The organism is Dapis brunnea BLCC-M229 (assembly GCF_050015995.1).
Taxonomy (GTDB): Bacteria; Cyanobacteriota; Cyanobacteriia; order Cyanobacteriales; family Microcoleaceae; genus Trichodesmium.
Genome location: NZ_JBNHEP010000144.1, coordinates 1 through 23469, shown reverse-complemented (window position 1 = coordinate 23469; position 23469 = coordinate 1). Strand labels below are relative to the sequence as shown.

Below are 23469 nucleotides of genomic sequence, written 5' to 3'. Positions count from 1 at the left end.
TGCAAATTTTCTAGGCAATTTTAGAAATTCTCCCAAAAATTCAACCAGATGGAGAATTTTCTAGTGTGGGAACGAGCAAAGTCAAAGAGATATTTGCCATGAACTAAATCATTTCTCTTTCTCCACCTTTCCACTTCTGCAAATTTTCTAGGCAATTTTAGAAATTCTCCCAAAAATTCAACCAGATGGAGAATTTTCTAGTGTGGGAACGAGCAAAGTCAAAGAGATATTTGCCATGAACTAAATCATTTCTCTTTCTCCACCTTTCCACTTCTGCAAATTTTCTAGGCAATTTTAGAAATTCTCCCAAAAATTCAACCAGATGGAGAATTTTCTAGTGTGGGAACGAGCAAAGTCAAAGAGATATTTGCCATGGAGTAATCATTTCTCTTTCTCCATCTTTCCACTACGGAAAATTTTCTAGGCAACTCTAGAAATTCTCCCAAAAATTCAATCAGATAGAGATTTTTCTGGTGTGACAATGACAAAAATCCCAGAAATATTTGCCATGGAGTAATCATTTCTCTTTCTCCATCTTTCCACTACGGAAAATTTTCTAGGCAACTCTAGAAATTCTCCCAAAAATTCAATCAGATAGAGATTTTTCTGGTGTGACAATGACAAAAATCCCAGAAATATTTGCCATGGAGTAATCATTTCTCTTTCTCCATCTTTCCACTACGGAAAATTTTCTAGGCAACTCTAGAAATTCTCCCAAAAATTCAACCATATAGAGATTTTTCTGGTGTGACTAATGTGTGGCAATGACAAAAGTTAGACGATCTTTACTTGATAAAAATTAAATCAACTTCTAAAATTAGAGAAACAATTCACAAATCAAAAACATGAAATACCCAAAAAAACCTCTAACATATCCCATCACTGACAAAACAGACATAGTAGAAAATTATCATGGTATTCAAGTTCCCGATCCTTATCGATGGTTAGAAGACCCTCACTCAGAAAAAACTCAAGAGTGGGTAAAATCTCAGAATGAAATTACCTTTAATTATCTGGCAGAAATTTCCGCAAGAGAAAACATCAAAAAACGACTAACTCAAATCTGGGATTATGAAAAATATAGCGTTCCTTTTAAAGAAGGCGATCGCTACTTCTATTACAAGAATGATGGTTTACAAAATCAAAGTGTTTTATACACCTTACCTACTCTTGATGCTGAACCAAAAGTTTTGATAGATCCTAACAAATTATCAGAAGATGGAACAGTTGCTCTTTCGGGAATTGCTATTAGTAAAGACGGCAAATTAATAGCTTATGGTATTTCTAATTCTGGTTCAGACTGGCAAGAATGGCGAATCAAAAATATTGAGACTGGGGAAGATTTACCAGATGTTTTGCAATGGATAAAATTCTATCGACCAACTTGGAAAAAGAATAGTCAGGGTCTGTTTTATAGTCGTTATGAACAACCAAAAGAAGGGAAGTTAAAAGAGACTAACTATTTACATAAGGTTTACTATCATAGCTTAGGTACTTCTCAAGATGAGGATGTACTAATTTACGAAAAACCTGATAAAAAAGAATGGAGTTTTAATTGTTATGTCACAGAAGATGATAAATATTTAATTTTGACAATTTGGCAAAGCACAGACCGCAAAAATTTGATTTTTTATCAGGATTTAACTATCCCAGATGCGTCAATAGTAGAACTTATTAGTGAGTTTGAAGGTGAATACCGTCTGATAGATAATGATGATAATATCTTTTGGTTTGTCACAGATTTTGATGCTCCGAAAAAACGAGTTATTGCCATTGATATTAATAACCCTCCATCTCCTTCTTTAGTCACAGGAGAAAATCAAGATAAATGGCAAGAAATTATTCCTGAAGCTACAGATACATTGCAAGGAGTAGGCACACTTAATAATCAGTTTGTTGCTTTTTATTTAAAAGATGCTCATACTCAAGTAAAAATATTTAATCTTGATGGTTCTCCAGTCAGAAATGTAGACTTACCTGGTATTGGTTCGGTAGGTGGTTTTTATGGTAAACGTTACGACACAACCACATTTTATAGTTATGTTAGTTTCACAACTCCGTCAACTATTTATCAGTACGATATGGTAAGTGGTGAAAGTAAAATTTATCGCCAACCAAATGTAGACTTTAATCCCGATGAATTTGAAACAAAGCAAATTTTTTATCCTAGCAAGGATGGCACAAGCATCCCCATATTTATTACTTATAAAAAAGGTGTAAAACTAGATGGCAATAATCCAACTATTCTTTATGGATATGGAGGATTTAATATTTCTATCACTCCCAACTTTTCTATTAGTAGATTAGTCTGGCTAGAGATGGGAGGAGTTTATGCAGTAGCCAATCTTCGTGGAGGCGGAGAATATGGTGAAGAGTGGCATCAAGCCGGAACAAAACAACAGAAACAAAATGTATTTGATGACTTTATTAGTGCTGCTGAATGGTTAATAGAAAATAATTGGACTTGTTCTAAAAAATTAGCTATTACTGGTGCAAGTAATGGTGGTTTATTAGTAGGTGCTTGTATAACTCAAAGACCAGAATTATTTGGTGCAGCTTTACCCGCAGTGGGAGTAATGGATATGTTACGTTTTCATAAATTTACTATTGGTTGGGCGTGGGTTGGTGATTTTGGTTCCCCAGATAATCCAGAAGAATTTAAAGCTTTATATGCTTATTCTCCTCTACATAATTTAAAGCCAGAAATATCTTACCCGGCAACTTTAGTTATTACTGCTGACCATGATGACCGAGTTGTTCCAGCTCATAGTTTTAAGTTTATTTCTGCTTTACAAGCAGCTCATATTGGAGATAATCCAGTGTTAATTAGAATTGAAACTAAAGCAGGTCATGGAGCAGGAAAACCTACTACGAAAATTATTGAAGAAATTACAGACGAATTTGCTTTTTTGCTGAGAAACTTTGAGATTGAATTGCCAGAAAATTTTGGTAATTGATTTAAGTAAAATCGAGTCTAAGTTAGGACTGTTTGATTTAATTTTACTTGGGTTATTACTGCTATAAAGAGCTGATTCATAAACAAAATATCAAACCAGCTCTCATTATGGCTCATCAACATCTATATCAATAAGAAGCTTAGTAGATGTGAATTATTCTAGTAATTCATTTTGCTGGATTTTGAAACACAGACAGCTCCATTACTTTCCTTAACCATTTACCACAGTGCAACGCCTAATTTTTTTATTTTGATGCTCTAACCCACTAAAAGGTATAAAATTTAGGATTAATTTTCGTCTGGTTTAAATATAATTGCTACTGCAAATATGATTACACCTCCGACAGCATTAATAATATTTTGCAAGGCATTATTATTATTAGTATTAATCGCTTTTATAGTTTCGTTATATTCTTTTGCAACTTGAACGATTAATTCTGCTATTTTTACCTTGGCTTCATCAGATTTTACATTACTTGCCAAAATACTTAATGTGTTAGTTGTCTGATTAATATGATTTATTTTATCAAGGGCTTGTTTATTTATTTCAGTTGCTTTTTCTGCTAACCTTGGTAAAGTACCCACTAGATCGACTATTGAATTAATAAAATTAGGAGATGAAGTTGTCAGAGCTTCAATATGTTTTTGTTCAAGCTTGCCTTCGTCTAAAAGTTCTACTACTTTTTCAGTTTCTTTTGGTGACAAATTTTTAACATCTTTAATTTGAGCTTTTTGCTCAATTTCTTCTACAAGAATTTTATTGTTTTCCATTTCTTTAAAATCTCCTGATTAAATATAAAACACTTTTCATAGACAAAAAGGAACATTAAAAATTTTCAAGGTTAATACCAAGTAAGTTCAATAGATAAAACAATATATGCCAAGGCGCATTTAAAATCCTCAAAGGGAAGGTAATTATTCCTATTACTTTATCTGCTCTTAAGAGACTGTTTGTAAAATAAGTATTAAGAGAACATGCGAGTGACTAAAATCTAAAAGCGGTAATACTTCAAGAGATTGAAATTTGGTAGGTAGAGAAGTATTCAGTACATATATTCCTAGATTTTTAAGCGACAAATATTTGTCTTGATTTCTTCCTCCTTATTCCCTATTCCCTATTCCCTATTCCCTGTTCCCTGTTCCCTGTTCCCTGTTCCCTGTTCCCTATCTCCTTTTTATATTTCCTTTACAAACAATCTCTAACCAAAACTTGTTATGCTGCTCTAAACGACTATGAATAATTAATTTACTACTTGAATTGCCATAAGAGTATCTCCTAAAATTAGCTTCGTTAATATCTTTTTTAGCTGCATCAAATTCCTTAATAAAGCTCAATAGATTAATAGAAGGATGCCGGAGCCAAAATTTGTATCTTTCCTTAGTGGTATCGTATATATTTAAACCTCTTCTGATTAAGTGCTTAAATCTCGTTATTGTGATAATATCCCACAAGAAAATGTCTATTTTTCCATAAAGACGATTTTTATAAGCATTTAATCCATCAAGACCAAATATGCCGACTTTCTCTTTTTTAGCCTTAAAAATTATCCGATAATTGGTTAGATAAATTTTACCATGAATGTATATAAATTTATTCTTCCTCCCCCGACCATCAATAACTCTAACCCATAATGGGTTTAAGATTTCCCGAGGCTTACTGATTTTATATTCTTCAGTGTTAATATATATTGAAGCATCATAGCTCAAAATAATTGTTTCATTATTAAGTAGTTCTTCATCAAATAACTTGTTTTCACTAAATAGCGTTTCTTGATTTAAAGTCATAAACTTAATTTATTATCTGTTGGGACATTTGATAAATATTCATTAGTGTAATAAATATTTTTGCTGATGAATATTTATTTTTAATCAATGATTTTTTATTTATTTCCCTTCTAAAAAACCCTAATCCTAACTTTGAGATTTTGTCTGACGTAACTCTTGTTGTAAATCCTTCATAAATTCCATAAAAAAATCTTTAAATACACAAGCTCTTTCTGAACTTCCAGTGCTAAAAGTAAAATTTATATCCTGGGTTTCAATAGCAGCTTTTCCAATTTGAAACATAAAAACTGTTTTTCCTGGAATTGTAGGAGATGATAATAACCCATCAAAATTTGATTCCTTCACAGCTATTCGTGGTGTTTGAAGAGTCAAAGGATTCGATGTAAAAATTTCTTCTACTGATTTATCTAGGTTATTTTTTAATGTTCTTAATGCACCTGTTGTTGTTTGCACAACTTCCCCAATATTATGTCCGATATCTAGAATATGAACATCATTGGGAAGATTTTTTGCACAGTAATTCATCACTTGATTCTGTGCTTTTTTACCAGCAATATATTTCCATGGCAAAATACCTTCCCCTAAACTTTGTACTGTATTTTTAGCAGCTTTAGTAATAGGTAAAGGAATTTCTTTCTCAAAAAATCTTTGATTAACTATTTGCACCATTTCATAAGCAAGAACTTCATCTTCTGTATTTTTATTTAACAGTTCAGCAATTTTTTTGACATCTGCTTCACTATAACTTTTTGCCACTTTCTCCTCAAGATATGCTCGTCTTTGTTGATAGGTAGGATTAGAGGTTGACTCGAAAGGACAAAACCATAAGTCACGCTCTTGATCGTGAAATTTAGTAGCTCTAAAATAAATTTTTGCCCACCAAGGTAAGGAAGCAGTATCGTATGTGTGTAAACGGTCTACATCTCCTGAAGTTTCAATTTTCTTTATTTGCTCTGAATCAGAAACTATAATGATGTCTAGTAAAAATGGAATTTTCACTCGAAATGGATTAAAGCTGATAATATCTAACATTTTTTCTGTTTCCTAAATATAGGTTTTCTTCAGGGCTATTTCATTCTGGAATCTAGGGACGATTTTAGTAGTTTTTAGAGATTAGTTGATATAACCTTCAATCCTTAAAAAGGCATATTTTTGTTAATCCACAAAAAGTCAGAAATTAGAACGAAATAGCCCTAGGTTTTCTTACTTTTCTAATAGCTAGTTAATTAGTTATCAGAGTCCTAATTTGGTATGATACTAAATTAGATTTATAGAGTATTCTTTTTTGTAGATGGGGAGTAGGGGAAATGGTTAGAGAGGATTTTTAACAAAATACCTTTTGATCGCCGGATTTGGTATGACTATTATTAAAATTAATAAGCTAGGGAGAATTAATTTTACTAATTATCGTTAATAGCTCTTCTCAATCAAATTTTTTAACAGAGAGTTATTAAGTCAAATTATTAATCTAAAATCAATTCTCCTATCGCACTTGAAAATTGCCTTATACCAATTCCAAAAAATAATGCTATACTTCGTCAAAACTTCAGTTATTGGCGTTGCTGAATCAAGGGATGAATCCTTTTTAAACAGGTAAATCTCATCCTTAATACTTCATACTTCTTTTTTGTCCAAGCATACAATTCATCCCACAAATATACAACGCCTCTCCTTCTATTCCTTTTTCTTCTTCTTTCTTCCCTCCTGACTCCTAAGTAATTAAGGTTAATATCATACACGAGCTTCAGCAACGCCCAATTATTAAGTAATAAGTAAGGTTCAAGAAAGTTTTTAACGATTCTAGACATTAAGCAAAAATATCTTAATTCGGTGAAACCCTACTCCCTAACTCCTAATCCCTATTCTCAAGAATATGTAGCAAGATTTTTAAGAAATGGTAAGCTGTTGTGCATTGAAAATACCTAGAGAGTTGTGTGTTTAATTAGGGTTTGCTGAAAAAATCTTATGAGTGAGGGGAGGAGTCAGGAGAAATGGGAATTATAGAGGAGATAGTCGGATATTTTGCCCCTCGGTTTTTCTGTGCTTGTCTACCCAAAATGCTAACTTTTTGAGCATTTTTAGACTGAAACAAGCGCACTTTTTTCTACCGAAAAAGGCTAAAACCTTTATCTATAAATGCTTTGATATTTAATCAGCAAGCCCTAATTAAAATGAGAACCCTTATAACTTCCGACGTCTGACTTCTGACTTCTAACTTCGTTATTATACACCCACCTTTCGCCAAGGAGCAAAAGCATTTTCCACACTAAATAAAGCCGGACTTAAACTAGGATAATGCCGACGCAAAACAGTCAACATACTGTTATTATCAATCCAATCTAAACCAAATTGGGTATAAATTTCAGCTCGATAATCTTCAGTAAAGAAGCGATCGCTTTTCAACCTTCGAGAAGCCATAAGAATAAACACACGAAAAGCAGTATCACTAAAACCAAATCCCGTGGGAGGATTTTCCGCAAACATACCCACCATTAAATCTACACTATCAATATTATTCTGATAAACCTCTCGTAATTCCTGCACCCATTTTTCATTATCAGAAATCTCTTCAAAAGATTTTACTCGTCCACGACCAATCAATTCTCTAAAATCATTGTAACGAGGAACACCCCGTTCCCGGTCTCGCAAAATATCTACAGCAGCTAAATCAAAAACTTCACCATTATCTCTTACAAGTTGCTGGAGAAAACTCGGATAATTATATAGAGTAATAGCTCCTGGATAACTAATACCAAATGAGTAAAATAAATCCGACATTTCTAAATTTTCTAAAAGATTTCTAGTACGATTACCAGAAACTTCAAATAGATTATTCTTTTGTAATAAATTCCCGTTTTTAACCGAATAAAATTTCAATTCATCTGGCATTAATGGGTGCATTCGATACACAGAGACAAATTCTTCAGTTAAATAGTAGGGAGCTGTATGATGGTCAGTAGGAGAACCAATAATACCACTCAGCAGTTCACTATCTCCCACACGGCCAAAAATCTTCTTGAAATGTTGACCCAATAAACCCCACCAGTTAGCATCCATAGCTATTTGTAAAGCAGGAAGTCCTAGAATTCCCGGAGTCCATTCTACGGTGTGAATTTTTGCTAGTAAAGCAGCATTAATCAAACGAGCATGGTCAAATAGGTCTTCATCTGTCCATGCAGGATACTTTTGTTTAAGATGGTCGCAAATTGTGTTATGCTCCTTGACAAATATAGTGTGGAGCATACTCAGTCCAATCCACCAATTATCGTCAAACCCTACTAGATCGATAGAATTTTCAGGATTAATAGGTAATAAACCATCATCCCCAATTAACATTTTACCGTCTACATGGGAACGTAACTTATCTATTGTTTCCCCATCGCTACCATATATTTGGGAAGCATCCCACCAATGAGTAACTGTATTAATATAAGTAGGAGGTCCTTGGGTATTCTCATCGCTACGAGTTGTATCTGGTAAAGTTTTTTTGACTTCTAAAGGTCGATATTCTTCAGGCCAAGGATCGCCTTCCTCCAGGGGAATTTGAAACTTATTATCCTGTTGATTGCCTCCATGGGAAAACCAGTCATGGGTTTGAAATTGAATCCAAGCAGCAGCTAATAAATTTAGGGTAGTAGCTGGTACAAATTCCTCTCGGGTCAATAACTTTCGACTAATAACACGAGGGTTAGGATTAAGTAAATTCTCTTCATTAGGATAAACATTCTTCAGTGGAAAATTACGGCCAAAGCGGGTACCTGCCATACCCATTTTGGGGTCTTCCAAGTCATTAAAACTACCATCAGCAGTACGCACAACTAAATGGCGATCGCCAGGTAGAGGTAAAGGTAACTTGATATCATCTTGAGTGGGTAATTGTGCCGTATTATGAAGGTTTTCTTCTCTTAATTTGTTACGAAATCCAAGTAATTTTAGCAATGCAATGGGAGTAGGAAATTCATACCAAGGCCACTTCATAAAGCTCTCCTTTTATAACAGTTATATTTTGAGGACTTGAGTCTAGAGTAAGGGTCAAGGGTGGGTTAAAATATAGTTTTAACTCCTTTACAATATAACTATTAAATACAGTAATTGCCTACTGTTATTTTTTTGTTAAGCTATTTGAAGATTCCCGATCTAAATTTGACTTTAACTTCAGTTAGCATTGTATGATGAGTTAATTTATTTGTGTTTAATATATCGCTCTTAGGGTTAATTTTTATTAAGATTAAAATTCGGTAGTGGTGCATTGTAATTATTTCGGTAAAAGTTATAGTTTGTGTTTCTACAACCATCCATCATTACTATGCAGGACTAAAAGGAGTAGGTAGTGGTGCATTGTAATTATTTCGGTAGGCGTTTCAGCCACTATCCAAAATTGCGATTCAGGACTAAAAGCAGTAAAACTGTATATTTATAGTGGGGTAGTTGTTGCCTGAAATAATTTAGAATCAAATCTTAAAATTTAAATAAAATCAAGTAAGCAGGTACACAAAATTAATTACACATTTTTCCAAACTGAAACCTTTTTACTGCAAGGGTTACAGATAATTAGGATGGGAAATCAATTCTGTGTAGGTGCTTATAATTAGAACTTACTGAATAAAATTAGACTATAATACATGAAGCTTTTGAGACTTTTGAAAAGTTGAGCAAGTTCCCAAAATAAGCTTTCATACTATCAAAATTTATCAAATTTTCGAGTATAAAGTCTTAAAGCAATGGGGTTAAATGATGGGAAAACTCTTCCCTATTTCCATATGTGGCTTTCCCTACTTTCAGCAAACACCAGAAAACTTTGTTCAGCCAACCCTAATTAGAACTATTTTATTTACAGCGGATTTCATCTGAGTGAGGTACACCTGTGGCAGGAAGATGCCCGCACTACAAAGCTTTTATTTAAACCCAGCCCTTAAGGGCGAGGTCTTCTTTAATATTTGTACTTTATATACTTGAAATCTTCTGTAACTTGATGTGGGTTATTACTCCTAAAAATTCAGGTATTTAATCCAATAATAATGTAGAGTTGGAGAGAAACTGACACACTCTAAAACTGACTTATTAGACTCCACAAATACCCCTTTCTAGGTTCCACTGGTTGTCAACTGATACTGATACTTCCGAACCAGGTTTGACATTACCTGCTGATAGATCGATAAGAACTACATCTGCAGCTCCCAAGTAACCACCTCGGTAAATTGGTTGACCTTGCTCATTTACAGTATCGTAGGTTAATTCCGAGACTACAGGGGGTAAATCTGGAGAACGATCGAACCGGACTTGAGTAAACAACCCATCTACATAGGTTGCTGTATAAGGATTGCCAACACCGTCCAATCCATCACAGTATAGGACCATTGCTGCCTGGGCAAAAGGTACTGGTAGAAAAATTGTGCCGACAAATAGTAATACAAATGTTATTACTAATCTAGCTACTAATTTAGATATTTTTTGTGGGAACTTATGCCATACATTACTGAAAAAGTTAGTCATAAGACTGTTCATGTTTTTTCCTCATTGAAACACTCAATAAATAGTGAATATTGATAACAATACCAAAAAATTACTCTTCCTCAAAAAAATAATTTATCTAAATTTGTAGTTAGTTAATTAAGCCGAAATTTGGTTTGGGAAAAAGCTGAATTTATTGTAAAGAATACTCAAGTTCCATTTTTTTGATCTAATTTTCAAAAGCTAAATAACTTATTCTTGATACTTAAATTTTAACCTGAAAAAGATTTACGCAAAAGTAACCTTCGGGGTTGCCCAAATAGTATAGAGCCAAAAGTCCACTCAACTTCTTGTAATCTGTAACCAGCTTTATAATAAAGTCTCCGGGCACTATGATTATTTTCTAATACATGAAGGTATAGGTCACAAAATCCCCATTCTGATACCCTATTTTCACAAAAATTTAACAACTGTTGAGCAATTCCTAATCGCCGATAATCAGCATCAACAGCCAAATTTGACAAATAAGCATACTCAAAATTATCTAACTGCCAAGGATTGAGCGATAAAAGTCCATTCTGCTGAAGCGATAAAACTACGTTTGGCTGGCGCGACCGTACACTAATTTCCACAGTCCCCACCAAATCCTGGCCTTCAATAACAGATAAATTCTCAGTAGACTTAGTATCTTTGACAACCATAGCAACAATACATAAATAATGCTCACCTTTAGAGCGGATACGATGTCGTAAATCTTCGTAAATACTTAGTCGTAAAAAAGGATAAACATAGCTCATAATTCCTTCACGAGAATGAAAACTATTAGTCAAGATTTCGGAAATACTCTTGATATCCTTTGGTTTAGCAATGCGGATTGAAAAGTAAAATTGATTAGATTTTCCGACTTGAGGTTTGACAGACTTTGAGAAAAAAAAGAAAGGGTTCACAATACACTCACAAGCTATATTTATATAAATATCATAAATATTTATATAAAGTACCCAATGCTATTCATTTTGGGACATGCTGAAAAACACTATTGCTCAAGGGCTTTGCTTACTCATTATTTATTAAAAATTAATTGCCTCTACCAACTTCTATCATGTCCGCTTAATTAGCGATATAACTTAGTTCCGCTCCGCGTTACATGTCGCGTAGCGAAACGAAAAACTTTATCCTCCTTCTACTCCTGAATATATTCTTTTTTTCCCCTCTTCTCCCTCCTGACTCCTAACTCCTCCCTAATTATTTATAACTGTTCATCCGGACATGATATTAGACCCTGCTTTAGTATTAAATTTTATTCAGAGATTCTCAGACAACTTCCTAAAACAAAATAGACTTAAATTTACCTTCAATTATACCTGTGAATTTTAGGAATTATTTAACCTATCTTAGAAAACTTAATTAATGAATCGCATACTTTAAAATTCTACGGAGAAATTGTTGATTCCTACTTATATTTACATATAAACTTGAGATGTCTACATAAGCCTTGGAAAAAGTTTTTAAAAGGGGTATCTAGATTTTTTTTAAGATAGCTGTCACTTTTGACTATATACTTTTATTAGTCAAGATAACTATTTTAATTCAAGCAATTGGTTAGTGCATTTTGTCTAAATCAACTTTTGACTAATCTGTTGATATATTAGATTATAAAGATTGAAAAAATGCTTATATACAAATCTTGAATCGCCAAACTGTTTTGCTAGTTGGATAGGCTATTATGTATTTTGGTATAACCTCATTTTTAAAAATTTGAACATTTCTATTATCTGATATACTGCCTATTAGTATACATAATATGTTTTTTTTAGTCAATATTGATTTAAAGTCTTTTGAACATTTCTATTATCTGATATACTGCCTATTAGTATACATAATATGTATTTTTTCGTCAATATTGATTTAAAGTCTATTGCTATAACTATTTTAGATATTAATGCTCATTTGGTGTTAGTGACTAAAAATAGAAGAAAAGTATTGAAAAATGAAATGTTAGCTTTTATTCAATAAACAATTTTTAAGACTCTAGAAAAGAACAATTGTAAACTGATAGAATTTAATGGTGAAGCTGACCATGTGCATATACTGAAACAGTAGCTGCCACAACAACATTTAAGTAAGTTAGTAAACCCAATGAAAAGAGGAGCTAGCACAATTTTTGTCTAACAATTTTTCTAATGTTTGCCCAGCATTCCATTTGCGTAGCATTCCCCAAGAAAGGAAACTTAAAAAAGTTTATTGGGAAAAAAAAGTGCTTGGGAATAGCAGTTATTATGTGTCTAGTTTATGATAGTGTTACTGTTGAGAAGTTGAAGCAATACATTGAACACCAAGACCCTTCAAATTAATACTGTAAGTTGAAATTATCATAGGACTCCTCTTGTATTTTGTCGCCTTTCATGTTGTCAATAGTCGAAAACCGACCTGACAATGCAGATATTCTGCTAAAATTTCAGATTAAAGCCTAGACAAAGATAAATCTTAATTTTTGCAAGGAAACTGGTTAAGATTAACAGATGATCTTGAGAAGTTCTCCGAGAGGTTTTAGTATAATAAATCAGGTTTTAGTATAATAAATCAAGGGGGTAGTTGAGAACAAAAAAAGGCCACTTAATAATATACTTGTCCCTAAATAGATGGAAAAAATCGCTCAAATTAAGACACAGCAGTAATTCCAGACGTTTTCAATTAGGGGTAGCTAAAATCCTTACATGACAAGGGTTTGCCAGTTTTTTTTAGTTATAAAGCGACAAGTCTAATTTACTATATGCTATATCCGAGAAGACTAATATGTTGATAAAGATTAAAAGTTCATGAAATATAGGAAATTTGGGTTAATTTTGTTCTAGATAGAAACATTTTTTGTTCTAAATTCAAAAAACTATTAGAAAATCTTCAAGAATTCAATCTTGGGAATAAATATTCATGTATAAATATTATGAATTTAATAGACTGAAGTTTTAATAGCAACTATTACCATTTGAAGTAGCCTTTTTCACTGGGGCAAATACCAAAGTGAAGAAATAGGCTTCTTGGTTGATTAAATAGGTATAAAAAGCCCTCCTTAATCGGTCTCGAAGCGGAATGGAGTTATATCCATCTGTGCCCGAATCAGCACAATTCATCATAACTGCCCTGAAAGCACGGAGAGCGGTGCATGAATTTGAGACAAAGAAAACCTAAACCGAAAATTTTGGTTGTCGATGATGAACCAGATAATTTAGACCTTCTTTACCGCACCTTTTTCCAAGACTACAAAGTGCTGCGAGCCGAAAGTGGGCCAGAAGCGCTGGAAATTCTGGAAAAATCTGGGGTAGTCGCTGTAATTATTTCAGACCAGCGAATGCCCAAAATGAGTGGTACAGAATTCTTAAGTCTTACTGCTGACCAATATCCTGATACTATTAGGATTATTTTAACTGGCTACACAGACGTAGAAGACTTAGTAGAAGCCATCAACTCTGGTAAAGTCTTTAAATATCTGACTAAACCTTGGAATGCTGAGGAACTCAAAGCATTAGTAAAGCAGGCAGTTGACACCCACAATGTCCTCAAATCTCACACTGACGAACTACGTCGTGCCCTTCAGCAAGAATCTCTCCTATATGCAGTTACCAATACTATTCGCTCTGCCCCCAACTATCGGCAGATGCTCCAGAGGATAGTAGAAAGTATTGGTCAAATGTTTGAAGTGAGTTTGGCGATTTGTTGTCCTTTCCAAGATAGCCATGGAGAAGACGAATGGTTTGTTGTTTACCAGAATCAAGAAAATAACTCTAAACAATCAGCCAACAATTATCCCCCTAAAATACCACAAGAAATTTTGGCTCATATTATCTGGGAAACAGATACTGTAGAAATCATTTCAGATATCCAAAATCACGAAAGGCTAAAGGGAGAGACTATAGAACTTCAACAACGCCGACAAGCTTACCTAGCAGCAAATATCTGTTCTAGTCTAATTGTGCCTCTATTTTCCCGATTAGACTTAATTGCAGTTTTAGCACTGCACCAGTGTGGGGAATACCGGAACTGGCAAGACCATGAAGTTCAACTCTTAATTACAGTTGCCGATCAAGCTGCTCTAGCTCTATCTCAAGCTCGTGCTTATGAACAACTGATAAGTCTTGCCCAACGAGAAAGTCTGGTCAATACCATCACCACTGCCATTCGCTCTAGTCTGAACCCTAAAGATATTTTTGCTGCCATCACTCAGCAGTTAGGACAAGCATTGCAAGTAGATGGTTGCGTCCTCTCATTGTGGACGGAAGCCGATGAATATGTTCACTGTGTAGGGTTATATGATGCTCAAGCTCAATCCTCTGTTAGTTCTACTGAAGCTGATCCTCTTTCAGATGAATCTGTGATTGAGGCACAAATTTCTAATGATGACGACTTATTGACTCCAATGAACTTACCTCAGTCAGTTGTTCCTATTAGTAGCAATTCTGTTTTAATAAAATTGCTAAAAACTAAAAAAACGGTGGCAATTAGCGATCTGAATAAAAATAGAGAATTTGATGAATCTGAACTCCCGTTACGCTTTAATGCTCGTGCTTTGATGGTGGTACCACTGACTGTTGATGGTAAGATTATTGGCAGTATTTCTCTACGCCACAATTCTTATGAACGCCAATGGCAAGCTTCAGAAATTGAACTAGCTGAGGCAGTAGCTTCCCAAGCGGCGATCGCCGTTCAACAATCCCGTCTTTATCAAACCACCAGAGAACAAGCAGAAAGACTACTAGAAGTAGACCGCCTCAAAACAGAATTTTTCCAGAATATCTCCCATGAGTTTCGTACTCCTCTGACTCTAATGATTGGATTATTAGAGGAAGCAGTAAACTCCAAACAAGATTTACCTCTAGAACCTGCTGCTATCGCTCTGCGTAATTCCCGTCGTCTGTTGAGATTAGTTAATCAATTACTAGATTTACAAAGACTTGATGCAGGAAGAATGCAGCCTTGTTTTCGCCCCTGTAGTCTTGTCGATCTTTGTCGTAATATTGTCGAATCATTTGCTCCCTACTGCGAGAAAAAAGAAATCAACCTAGTTACAAACTTTAGTGATGATTGCCAACCAGTATATTTAGATATAGAAAAATTTGATAAAGTTATCTACAATTTGCTCTCAAATGCCATGAAATTTACTCCCACTGGAGGTACTATTACGATTTCAATTGAATCTACTGAGGAAGATTGTCTGTTGAAGGTACAAGACACTGGTATTGGTATTCGTCAAGAACAAATACCCTTTTTATTTGAAAGATTTCGGCAAGCAGAAGGTTCAACAAATCGTTCTTATGAAGGAAGTGGTTTAGGTTTAGCTTTAGTCAAAGAATTAGTAGAACTTCATGGTGCTCAAATAACTGTAGAATCAGTTTATGGTCAAGGTACTACTTTTAAAGTTTGGCTGCCAACAGGAAGCACCCATTTACCTGTGTCACAAGTATCAGAAATACCTGCCGAATTTGATGCGACTAAGTTAGCTGTTGAGTTGGCGGATGTAGAAGCAGAGTTACAAGAAGCAGAGGAGTTAAAAGCTGTAGACAAACAAGAAGATATTGCTACAGTTAATGATCATATGGCAGTAGCTACTATTTTGGTGGTAGATGATAATCCAGATTTGAGAAACTATGTGTCAAGAATTTTACAAAAATCTAACTTTAATGTGGTTTTAGGTAGGGATGGATCTGAGGGGTTTGAAGTCGCACGAATTCACCATCCTGATGTAATCATAACTGATTTAATGATGCCAGTTGTTTCTGGTTTGGATTTAATTAAAATGATTAGAGAAGAACAACAATTGCGAGGTACGCCGATTATTTTGTTAACTGCTAAAGCAGATGAAGATACTAAAATTGAGGGGGTAGAAAGAGGAGCAGATGCTTTTTTGTCAAAACCGTTTAATGATAGAGAATTGTTAGCAGAAGTAAGAAATTTTTTGGTTTTGAAAGAGAATGAGCGACAGGTGCAAGAGTTGAATTCTTACTTAACGGAATCAGTGTTAAGGCGGTTTTTACCACCGGAAATGGTGCAGCGAGCAGCAAAAGGAGAATTAGCTTTGGATTTGACACCAGAACCAAGGTTGGTAACAGTTTTATTTAGCGATATTGTGGGTTTTACTCGGATGTCGAATATTTTGCAGTCGTCTCGTATCGCAGAATTATTAAATGAATATTTGGCAGAAATGACAAGAGCTATTTTTGCTAATGGTGGTACTGTGGATAAGTTTGTCGGGGATGCTGTAATGGCAATTTATGGCTCACCTGAAGAGTTGACTGCACAGGAACAAGTGCGACGGGCAGTAGCTTCAGCTCAGGCAATGTTAAAAGCTTTAGATAAGTTGAATGAGCGCTGGCAAAGTCTAGGGTTAATTGGAGACAATGGAGTGCCTTCAGTGAAGTTTCGTTGTGGAATTCATCAAGGAAATGCTGTAGTAGGGATGTTTGGTGGTCCAGAGCGATCTGATTATACAGCTATTGGTCCATCAGTAAATATTGCAGCCCGTTTACAGGAGGCCGCAGAGCCGAATACAATTTTGGTATCAGCAATAGTGGCCCAATATCTGGATAATCAGATGGTGAATAAGTACGGATATTTGAAGCTAAAAGGTATAGATGAAGATATTTTAGGCTTTGTGGTGAGTCGAAATCCCATAAGTTAAAGTTGATAAGGCCAAAATATTTTTTTCTGATTTACTTGCAATTTTGAAAAACTGTGCTATATTAAATAAATGGATGCGGGTATAGTTTAGTGGTAAAACCTTAGCCTTCCAAGCTAATGATGGGGGTTCGATTCCCCCTACCCGCTTTTACTTAAATACAATGACTTTCCGGCTTTTCAGCTTTCTTAATGCTTCTTTCTAAGTAGACAATGGATTAATTATGGACATCATAAAACATTGAAATGTGTACAAAAACCGTACAAAAAAGCTTACTCAAAGTTAGGTTAAATTGGCCAATTTTTTATAACTGGTTTAACTGTAATAAAAATTCATATTATATAGAGGGTGATTAAATTCCGTCCAATAATTAGGATTTGGTATAAATCTTCTCCACATCGCTAAACTTAACCCTTCTAGTTTCTGGCTTAATCCTATAGCCAGTTCTTTCAACCCATAACCGATTGCTCTCCACGCTCTTAATTTCCCAGGTATTGAAACTAGAGTCGTCACCACCCTTCAGCTTAATCAAATGTCCAACCTTTAACTCTCCACCAAGTTGTCTAAAGTAAGCCCAAAACTTAATTTTCTGGAATTGCTTTTTATCTTCCTCGTTATTAGAACTTTCGAGGATTTGGCAAGCTTTCTGAAGTTCATCTTTTCCATACTTCTCACAAAGCATCATAAACCTTTCTCTGTCACAGTTTCTCAGGTCATCAACTATTTTTGTTTGCGTAGCATTCCGCAGGAAAAGTCTTTGTGAAGTATTAGTTGAAGTAGTGACCGCTTGCTCTGTATCCCTCTCCAGAACTGTGGTTTGCCTTCTGTCACTGGTAGTAGTGTTAATCTGAGTCTCTACCTGAGAAGTAACTACTGTGACTGGTTTTGATAAACTGTCACTGGATTCAGATACCTTGGTTATAGCTGGGACAGTAGGTGATGGGTCTGATACCCTTCTTTCCTCAAAAGCCTCAAACTTAATTGTCCTTGGAGTGGTTATTGTTCGGCCCCATCCCATCTCCTCCAGTCGGCGAAAAAAATCAATAGCCTCACCTCTATCCTTGGCCTTCTTAGTCTTATACACAGCATCCCTGGGAGTAATAGGTTCTTCTTTCCTCAGAGCATACTGATAAAGCTGAAACATTTTGCTTGGCCCAGAATCATCCATAATAGACAACAATCCACGAACTTGGGATATCTGATACAATGCCCGCTCTTTAGCAATTTGAATGAATTTTTTCTCCACAATTTCTGAAGGCTGCTGGCCTTGACAGACTGCCCAAAGAACGTGATACAGCATTGCCCACCGGAGAATTTTCCCTGGCATTTTGCCATACTGGTAAATCATAGCTGGGCGATCGGCTTTAGCCTTTTGGCTTTCGGCGTGATTATGACAAGACTTGAATAGCTGGTAGGCATCTGGGGAAAGCTTGAAAGTAAAAGCAGGCAAACGGTTTATGCCTTCGTAGGTATCAACCAATAAAGGCGTAATATCCATGCCTACTTCATTATCATCGTCCCAATAGTGAGGAATGTTTGGTAAAGTGGCAATGTTGTATCGGGCAAAAAGCCCTGTGGGATCTGAGCTGGAGATAATTTCGGACAAAACTTCAGGTTGAATCCCTCCCAGCAAACATTGATTTACTACACCACCGGGATAAATCTTACCTCTACGAATGACAGTATCCATAAGGCCATCATAGGATTCTAACAACAACTGTGCATCGCCACCCTTACCCCCTTTGTATTGACCTTGGGACTTTTGTTCCTTAGCTAGTTCATCGAAGCACCTCAAAATCTTAGGGTTGTGCTGTGCTAGCTCTCTCATTCCTTCTGGGGTATAGTCTCCAGTGCTAAATACTCGCAGTTTTGGTTCTTCAGGTTTGTCGCCTCTTGTCGCCTTATCTGCTGCTTCCCAATCTGCCAAGTCTCTCTCATAATCGATTTTCTGCTGATTGTACAATTCCGTAGCTTTCTGTTGCATTTTGGATAAAGGCAATCGAGCGATCGCTTTGATCAAAGGAGATTTTTTTGATGCTGGCTCTCCCACAATAGCTGAGAATATTGTCGCATTCTGGTCATAGTTACTACACTCACGTCCAATAATTTTAGTATCGGGGTCAATTAATGAAGCTGCTGCTGCTTCCAAAGCAACTAAAGTTGGTTCGTAAGGAACTCCTAAGTTGTCGGCAAATGCAAGGACTGGGTGTAACTCTTGTGGTAACATGGCGTGACATTTTAACTTAACATTAGCTGAGAGAATTTCCGAAAATTCCTTTTCATCATCTGGTAGCTCCGCATCCGCATCGAAATCTTCAATCGTACTCTCGTAGATTTCCTTAACAGAACGCATATCCCACCCGCTATCAAGAGAAAGCTGCTTAAGCTCAATGGTAACTCTGGTTTTTCTGGGGCGTTGCTCTGCCAGCTTGATAATCTCTCCCAAAACTTTAAGTTTATCCCATTTCTTTGGGAGAGTTACGCTTTTTGTTTGACTATTACCCTGATGACGCGGTGAAGTTCCCTTGCCAGAGTCACTATTGCTACTATTTCTGCTGTAATGCTGATTTTTCTGCCACGCTTTCAGGCAATTTTCCATAGCATCGTCTGTGAGAGAAGCAGTGGGATTATCTTTTTCAGCAGATTTCCAAATCTGTTGCGCCTCCTTACTATTAATGGGAGGAGAACAACGACTACAATAATCTTCAAACAGTGCTTGTGGCGTATCGGTGTAGTTAATTCCCAGATAATTAAGTCTTTGTGCAGTGCCAATCAAATTTCTTGCAAGCTTTGCACCAGCATTGTTACGACCTCCTTGACTTACACCCCTTTCAATTAAGTCTCTGTCATCTTTTGTGAGAAATGTTATTAGCGGTGGAATATCTGCCATTGGTTGTGTAGAACTATCAAAGTTAAGGGTGGGTTGCTGTTGGTTTGGCACTTTTTCTCTCAATTCCTTGTAGCTATAACGAGTGCCAGCACTACTAACTATTTCCGCTACCTTTCCCAACTTTTGGTGCTTAAACCCAGGCACTCGCATTACTCGTGAAGGATTTTTAATGGAGCGATCGCCATCCGCATATTCCAATAAGTCCGCTTGCAGTTCCTTCCACTTATCTATGGGTATCCCTTCATTAAACACCCAATAACTGTGAATTGATTTACCACCCGTATCAACTTGTATTGTCGGTTCTGGCAAACCTAAATTTTGCCAAAGTATTAGTTGTTGGTCTTTGGGTAAATTATCATGCTCATAGAATATAGCTTTTCCTGCTGTCACATCAGCATCAGTATCACCCCCGCCATTAACTACAATGTAGATACCATAACCAAAGCTTTCCCATTGCAATAATTCTTTGTAGTTAATTAACTCTAGGCTATAGCTAGTCTTTTTACCGAAATTTTTGCCATTTTCCTTTTTAAAAGCACGGAAGTATATGTTATCATTTGATGTATATCCTAAAAAGCAAAGGAATTGATTCACTTTGGCTTTGAGATTCTTTGTATTCATCTTGTTATCATCTCACTAGATAATTGTGTTTTTGTCTCCTGAGATAGACTGATCGTCCGCTTACGCGCTTCATGTCGCGCAGCGAAACACCAAATTTTTTGATTAACTTTGAACATCACATTAAACAGTGGACAGCTACCAACTGCCCATTTTTTTTGGGAAGGCGAAATTTTGTGGCCTAAAATTGGCATTTTTTCTGAGATAAATCTAGCACCATCACCTTCACAAATCAAGCACTTTTGCCTATAGTTATTTAGATGTAAAAATTGCTGTAATAATAGCGCGTATTTACATCAATTATATGTCCTAAAACAAGGCCCAAAATCACAAAAAACTCTTAACTTATGACTTATGGCTGATAGCAACCGATTGTCCATTTCTTTGCCCAAGGGTGTTTACAAGAAGCTGGAAGAAAGAGCACAGAAGGAGGGGCGAAATGTTTCCTCCCTCGCATCTGTTCTGATTGAGCGGATGATGCTCGAAGACGAGAAAAATCAACTGTGGGTAGAGGCAATGGCTCACTACCAAAGGCAACTAACAGAGGAAAAACAAGCATCCGCCCAACGGATAGCCGAGCTACAAAGTGAACTAGATGAGGAACGCTCCAAACTAGATATCACCTTGCCAATAGTCATCAAATCTCCTCTGCTCAAAACCTTATCGGGAGAAGAGCTATCAGACTTAGAGTTAAGTGTGCTGTGTGATTTTTTCGGCTATGACCAACGTCTGCTACAACAGGCCAGGTCTACTCAGGACAAAAGTCTTGTAACTGAAGAAAGAACTGCAGATGAAAGAGGAGAAGAATTTACCGAGACCGAAATGCCTTGATAGTTGGCAAGAAGGGGTGCTGTCAAATCAGGGTATTGTGTTCATTGCACCCCCAAATCTAGGCCGAGAAGATGCGATGGCAGCCTATAGGCAATGCGAGTCTTGGCTACAAGCTGTGGCTAACATCTGGGGAGAGGTCAGATTAACCTGGGTAGGAGCAAATTACGGCCTGAGAAAACTATCACAAATACCATCACAAGGAAATTCCACACTGATATTGTCTATGACTGAACAGTCTCAAAACCTAATAATTCCTGAATTGGATCTAGATTTGAACGAACTATATCAGCGGACTCATCCGTGTTACCTAACTGAGATGGTGACTCAGAAGGTGATTTGGATGAATGCCAAGGCAATAGAAGTTAACCGCCTGAAAACTCCTAGTAAAGTGATTGGCAGTTCTTGTACTTCCTTATGGAATGGGGACTCAATGGAGAAGATGATGAAACATCTGCTGGCAGATAAATTTATCCATCACTTTGAAACCCAGGGCTATCATTGGGTTGATGAGTGGAGACGGGAGAAGATTGCCACTGTCTCCGAATACGGCCTTGTTACTGTGTTTGGTACAGAGTGTCGTCTGTGTGAAACCCTGGAATATCATGTTGTTGGGGTGGATTGATTCTATACCGTAGGTGGTAGGAAAGGAAAAACTCACTCACAGATTACTTCTGACTTCTGACTTTCGCCTAGCGCTATAACTCCTTCCTCTGCCTGGATAGACCACTTCTGGCTCAACTCTGCTGCTAGTCTTTGCACTGGTAGTATAGGGTTGGGCCTAGAACCACAGGCATAAGCATTAATACAACGGGGAGTTACTCCAAGAAACTTTGCCAATCTGCTCCTGGGCATAGGAAAACTAGCTAATAGCTCCATTGGATGTAATTCTGGGCAAAGGTTATCGATACTAAATTCATCTATTTCCCACGGGAGCAAAATTTTGCTACCCCGTGTGTGGACAGAGTGGTTATTCATCTTTAAACTCTTAGTAACGTTATGAATTTTGTTTCTTCAGGCCATTAGGACTTCTTCCTACTGGCCTTTTTCTTTGATATAATTATGACACACTGATAGCTAAAAAGCAACTTATTAACAACTAAATTTATCAAATTGCTGTATTTATATCAAATTTGAGTTAAATAACTTCTAATTTGCATAAGATAGTGGCAGGAACACTGTGTATATAGAGAGGACATGAGTGAGTAAGAGATACTACTTCACACTGCCTGACAAAATTGCAGAAGCCTTAGAGCTATGGGCGAACCTAGAGGGAAATAAAGCTGCGTCTTTGGCTGGTTTTATTGTGGAGCAGGCAGTGAGGCAGACAATAGAATCTGGTCGTTTACCAATGAAATCAAGTATTAGTGATGCAGAGCCAATATATGAAAAGTTTAAACAGCTACTACTAGACAATTATGATCGGCTCTCAAAAAATCCTTATTTGAAAAAAAGGTTGAGTTGGTTGTTAGAGGACAACTTGCCCACAATGGAGGATAAGTTAAGAATTGCTATTGCTACAGGTTTAACAGAGGAGTATTTGGACAGCTTAATAGAGGTTTCGTTTAATGAAATTAATCAGGACAATAAATAACAGTTAATTGACTCTATTGTAAACATTTGTAGAACAGTAAGTGAGGCGTATTGCTGCTTGCGGTAAGTTTTTTCATCAAATCACTCTACTTTCAGGAGCTTTAGCTAAATAAAGTAGCACTTATAACTGTACTGTATTAAAAATACTGCTGAAAAAAAAGTACACACTGTGTGTTGCACTCACTACTGTGGGTGCTTTTTAATATATTACATGAGCAATGCCCAATCATTGCTCACACATTGCCCGATACTACTAAATTAAGTCTCACCTATTGCTCTTATATAAAGTCGTTTGCTATGGAATTTATAGAATTTCCTGATGAAATCGCGAGTATAAGTCTGTGGAAGCGACAGCAATTAAGCGATTTAATATGCACTCGTTTGGACTGTAGTGAGAACTCAGTCAAACGTGATTTAGCAGATGCCAAAGCAATGCTGGAATCTGGTGAGATAGTAGCGGAGGATTGTCCAGTTTTGACGGGTAGTAAAAGGAATTTTTGGTTGCCTATAGAAGCTGTGCGATTTCTCTGGTATTACAGACAAGTTGTGCAAACCTACGGTAATCGGGCAGTGGCAAAGGAATACATCAAGAAAAACGGAGTTCCATTATGAGTGACGTACAGCAACGCGAGCGCATAGCAAAGGCTTTGTCTAACCGCAATATTCAACCAACTGATG

Annotated in this window: 18 protein-coding genes and 1 tRNA gene; 9 read left to right on the top strand and 10 right to left on the bottom strand. The window is 36.2% G+C overall.

The window, feature by feature from the left end; translation table 11 throughout:
* Positions 1–314: 314 nt before the first annotated feature.
* Entirely contained in the window at positions 315–521 is a 207-nt protein-coding gene (locus ACP6PM_RS16885) for a hypothetical protein (RefSeq protein ID WP_426586593.1), read from the bottom strand.
* Positions 522–586: 65 nt separating this feature from the next.
* A complete protein-coding gene (locus tag ACP6PM_RS16880; protein WP_426586591.1) occupies positions 587–730 on the bottom strand; it encodes a hypothetical protein in 144 nt (47 codons plus the stop codon).
* 115 nt (positions 731–845) lie between these two features.
* Between ACP6PM_RS16880 and ACP6PM_RS16875 the strand changes: the two genes are divergently transcribed.
* Positions 846–2957 carry a prolyl oligopeptidase family serine peptidase gene (locus tag ACP6PM_RS16875; protein ID WP_426586589.1) on the top strand — a complete coding sequence of 704 codons (2112 nt, stop codon included), beginning with the start codon at positions 846–848 and terminating at the stop codon, positions 2955–2957.
* 287 nt (positions 2958–3244) lie between these two features.
* On the opposite strand, the gene ACP6PM_RS16870 is transcribed toward ACP6PM_RS16875, so the two are convergent.
* The 6 genes from ACP6PM_RS16870 to ACP6PM_RS16845 form a co-directional block, all read right to left on the bottom strand.
* Positions 3245–3727, bottom strand: a complete 483-nt coding sequence (locus ACP6PM_RS16870; RefSeq protein WP_426586587.1) for a hypothetical protein — start codon at positions 3725–3727, stop codon at positions 3245–3247.
* A gap of 393 nt (positions 3728–4120) precedes the next feature.
* Positions 4121–4741: a hypothetical protein gene (locus ACP6PM_RS16865; RefSeq protein WP_426586585.1), complete on the bottom strand. Its 621-nt coding sequence runs from the start codon at positions 4739–4741 to the stop codon at positions 4121–4123.
* Positions 4742–4867: 126 nt separating this feature from the next.
* Complete coding sequence (locus ACP6PM_RS16860; RefSeq protein WP_426586583.1) at positions 4868–5773, bottom strand: hypothetical protein; 906 nt, start codon at positions 5771–5773, stop codon at positions 4868–4870.
* Positions 5774–6964: 1191 nt separating this feature from the next.
* A complete protein-coding gene (locus ACP6PM_RS16855; protein WP_426586581.1) occupies positions 6965–8719 on the bottom strand; it encodes a peroxidase family protein in 1755 nt (584 codons plus the stop codon).
* 1083 nt (positions 8720–9802) lie between these two features.
* Positions 9803–10246, bottom strand: a complete 444-nt coding sequence (locus tag ACP6PM_RS16850) for a hypothetical protein (protein ID WP_426586579.1) — start codon at positions 10244–10246, stop codon at positions 9803–9805.
* A 218-nt stretch (positions 10247–10464) separates the two neighbouring features.
* Positions 10465–11022, bottom strand: coding sequence for a GNAT family N-acetyltransferase (locus ACP6PM_RS16845; RefSeq protein WP_426586577.1), 558 nt, complete (start codon positions 11020–11022; stop codon positions 10465–10467).
* Between the two features lie 1054 nt (positions 11023–12076).
* Between ACP6PM_RS16845 and ACP6PM_RS16840 the strand changes: the two genes are divergently transcribed.
* The 4 genes from ACP6PM_RS16840 to ACP6PM_RS16825 all read left to right on the top strand — a co-directional run bounded on the left by ACP6PM_RS16840 (position 12077) and on the right by ACP6PM_RS16825 (position 17011).
* On the top strand, positions 12077–12208 hold the full coding sequence (locus ACP6PM_RS16840; RefSeq protein ID WP_426586575.1) for a hypothetical protein: 132 nt from the start codon (positions 12077–12079) through the stop codon (positions 12206–12208).
* 3 nt (positions 12209–12211) lie between these two features.
* The gene (locus ACP6PM_RS16835; RefSeq protein ID WP_363273626.1) at positions 12212–12295 is read left to right on the top strand and encodes a transposase; all 84 of its coding nucleotides are present in this window, start codon (positions 12212–12214) and stop codon (positions 12293–12295) included.
* Between the two features lie 1060 nt (positions 12296–13355).
* Complete coding sequence (locus tag ACP6PM_RS16830; RefSeq protein ID WP_426586573.1) at positions 13356–16865, top strand: response regulator; 3510 nt, start codon at positions 13356–13358, stop codon at positions 16863–16865.
* Between the two features lie 75 nt (positions 16866–16940).
* Positions 16941–17011: transfer RNA gene (locus tag ACP6PM_RS16825), tRNA-Gly, on the top strand.
* Positions 17012–17232: 221 nt separating this feature from the next.
* Here the strand turns inward: ACP6PM_RS16825 and ACP6PM_RS16820 are convergent.
* Positions 17233–20373 (bottom strand): DUF3987 domain-containing protein, encoded by a 3141-nt coding sequence (locus tag ACP6PM_RS16820; RefSeq protein WP_426586571.1) that lies wholly within the window; start codon positions 20371–20373, stop codon positions 17233–17235.
* Between the two features lie 351 nt (positions 20374–20724).
* On the opposite strand from ACP6PM_RS16820, the gene ACP6PM_RS16815 reads away from it, so the two are divergent.
* A complete protein-coding gene (locus tag ACP6PM_RS16815; protein WP_426586569.1) occupies positions 20725–21201 on the top strand; it encodes a ribbon-helix-helix domain-containing protein in 477 nt (158 codons plus the stop codon).
* A complete protein-coding gene (locus ACP6PM_RS16810) occupies positions 21161–21823 on the top strand; it encodes a hypothetical protein (protein WP_426586567.1) in 663 nt (220 codons plus the stop codon). Before ACP6PM_RS16815 ends, ACP6PM_RS16810 begins: the two co-directional genes overlap by 41 nt.
* A 32-nt stretch (positions 21824–21855) precedes the next feature.
* On the opposite strand, the gene ACP6PM_RS16805 is transcribed toward ACP6PM_RS16810, so the two are convergent.
* Positions 21856–22176 (bottom strand): hypothetical protein, encoded by a 321-nt coding sequence (locus ACP6PM_RS16805; RefSeq protein ID WP_426586565.1) that lies wholly within the window; start codon positions 22174–22176, stop codon positions 21856–21858.
* A gap of 223 nt (positions 22177–22399) precedes the next feature.
* Here ACP6PM_RS16805 and ACP6PM_RS16800 point away from each other — a divergent pair, with 223 nt between their 5' ends.
* Entirely contained in the window at positions 22400–22792 is a 393-nt protein-coding gene (locus tag ACP6PM_RS16800; RefSeq protein ID WP_426586563.1) for a ribbon-helix-helix domain-containing protein, read from the top strand.
* A 296-nt stretch (positions 22793–23088) separates the two neighbouring features.
* On the top strand, positions 23089–23403 hold the full coding sequence (locus ACP6PM_RS16795) for a hypothetical protein (protein WP_426586562.1): 315 nt from the start codon (positions 23089–23091) through the stop codon (positions 23401–23403).
* Positions 23404–23469 lie beyond the last annotated feature (66 nt).

Coding starts and splice junctions, on each gene's coding strand:
- ACP6PM_RS16815 (WP_426586569.1), top strand. CDS start 20,725: ATGGCTGATAGCAACCGATTGTCCATTTCTTTGCCCAAGGGTGTTTAC.
- ACP6PM_RS16840 (WP_426586575.1), top strand. CDS start 12,077: ATGTATTTTTTCGTCAATATTGATTTAAAGTCTATTGCTATAACTATT.
- ACP6PM_RS16810 (WP_426586567.1), top strand. CDS start 21,161: ATGAAAGAGGAGAAGAATTTACCGAGACCGAAATGCCTTGATAGTTGG.
- ACP6PM_RS16830 (WP_426586573.1), top strand. CDS start 13,356: ATGAATTTGAGACAAAGAAAACCTAAACCGAAAATTTTGGTTGTCGAT.
- ACP6PM_RS16850 (WP_426586579.1), bottom strand. CDS start 10,246: ATGAACAGTCTTATGACTAACTTTTTCAGTAATGTATGGCATAAGTTC.
- ACP6PM_RS16860 (WP_426586583.1), bottom strand. CDS start 5,773: ATGTTAGATATTATCAGCTTTAATCCATTTCGAGTGAAAATTCCATTT.
- ACP6PM_RS16855 (WP_426586581.1), bottom strand. CDS start 8,719: ATGAAGTGGCCTTGGTATGAATTTCCTACTCCCATTGCATTGCTAAAA.
- ACP6PM_RS16875 (WP_426586589.1), top strand. CDS start 846: ATGAAATACCCAAAAAAACCTCTAACATATCCCATCACTGACAAAACA.
- ACP6PM_RS16885 (WP_426586593.1), bottom strand. CDS start 521: ATGATTACTCCATGGCAAATATTTCTGGGATTTTTGTCATTGTCACAC.
- ACP6PM_RS16865 (WP_426586585.1), bottom strand. CDS start 4,741: ATGACTTTAAATCAAGAAACGCTATTTAGTGAAAACAAGTTATTTGAT.
- ACP6PM_RS16870 (WP_426586587.1), bottom strand. CDS start 3,727: ATGGAAAACAATAAAATTCTTGTAGAAGAAATTGAGCAAAAAGCTCAA.
- ACP6PM_RS16805 (WP_426586565.1), bottom strand. CDS start 22,176: ATGAATAACCACTCTGTCCACACACGGGGTAGCAAAATTTTGCTCCCG.
- ACP6PM_RS16795 (WP_426586562.1), top strand. CDS start 23,089: ATGGAATTTATAGAATTTCCTGATGAAATCGCGAGTATAAGTCTGTGG.
- ACP6PM_RS16880 (WP_426586591.1), bottom strand. CDS start 730: ATGGTTGAATTTTTGGGAGAATTTCTAGAGTTGCCTAGAAAATTTTCC.
- ACP6PM_RS16820 (WP_426586571.1), bottom strand. CDS start 20,373: ATGAATACAAAGAATCTCAAAGCCAAAGTGAATCAATTCCTTTGCTTT.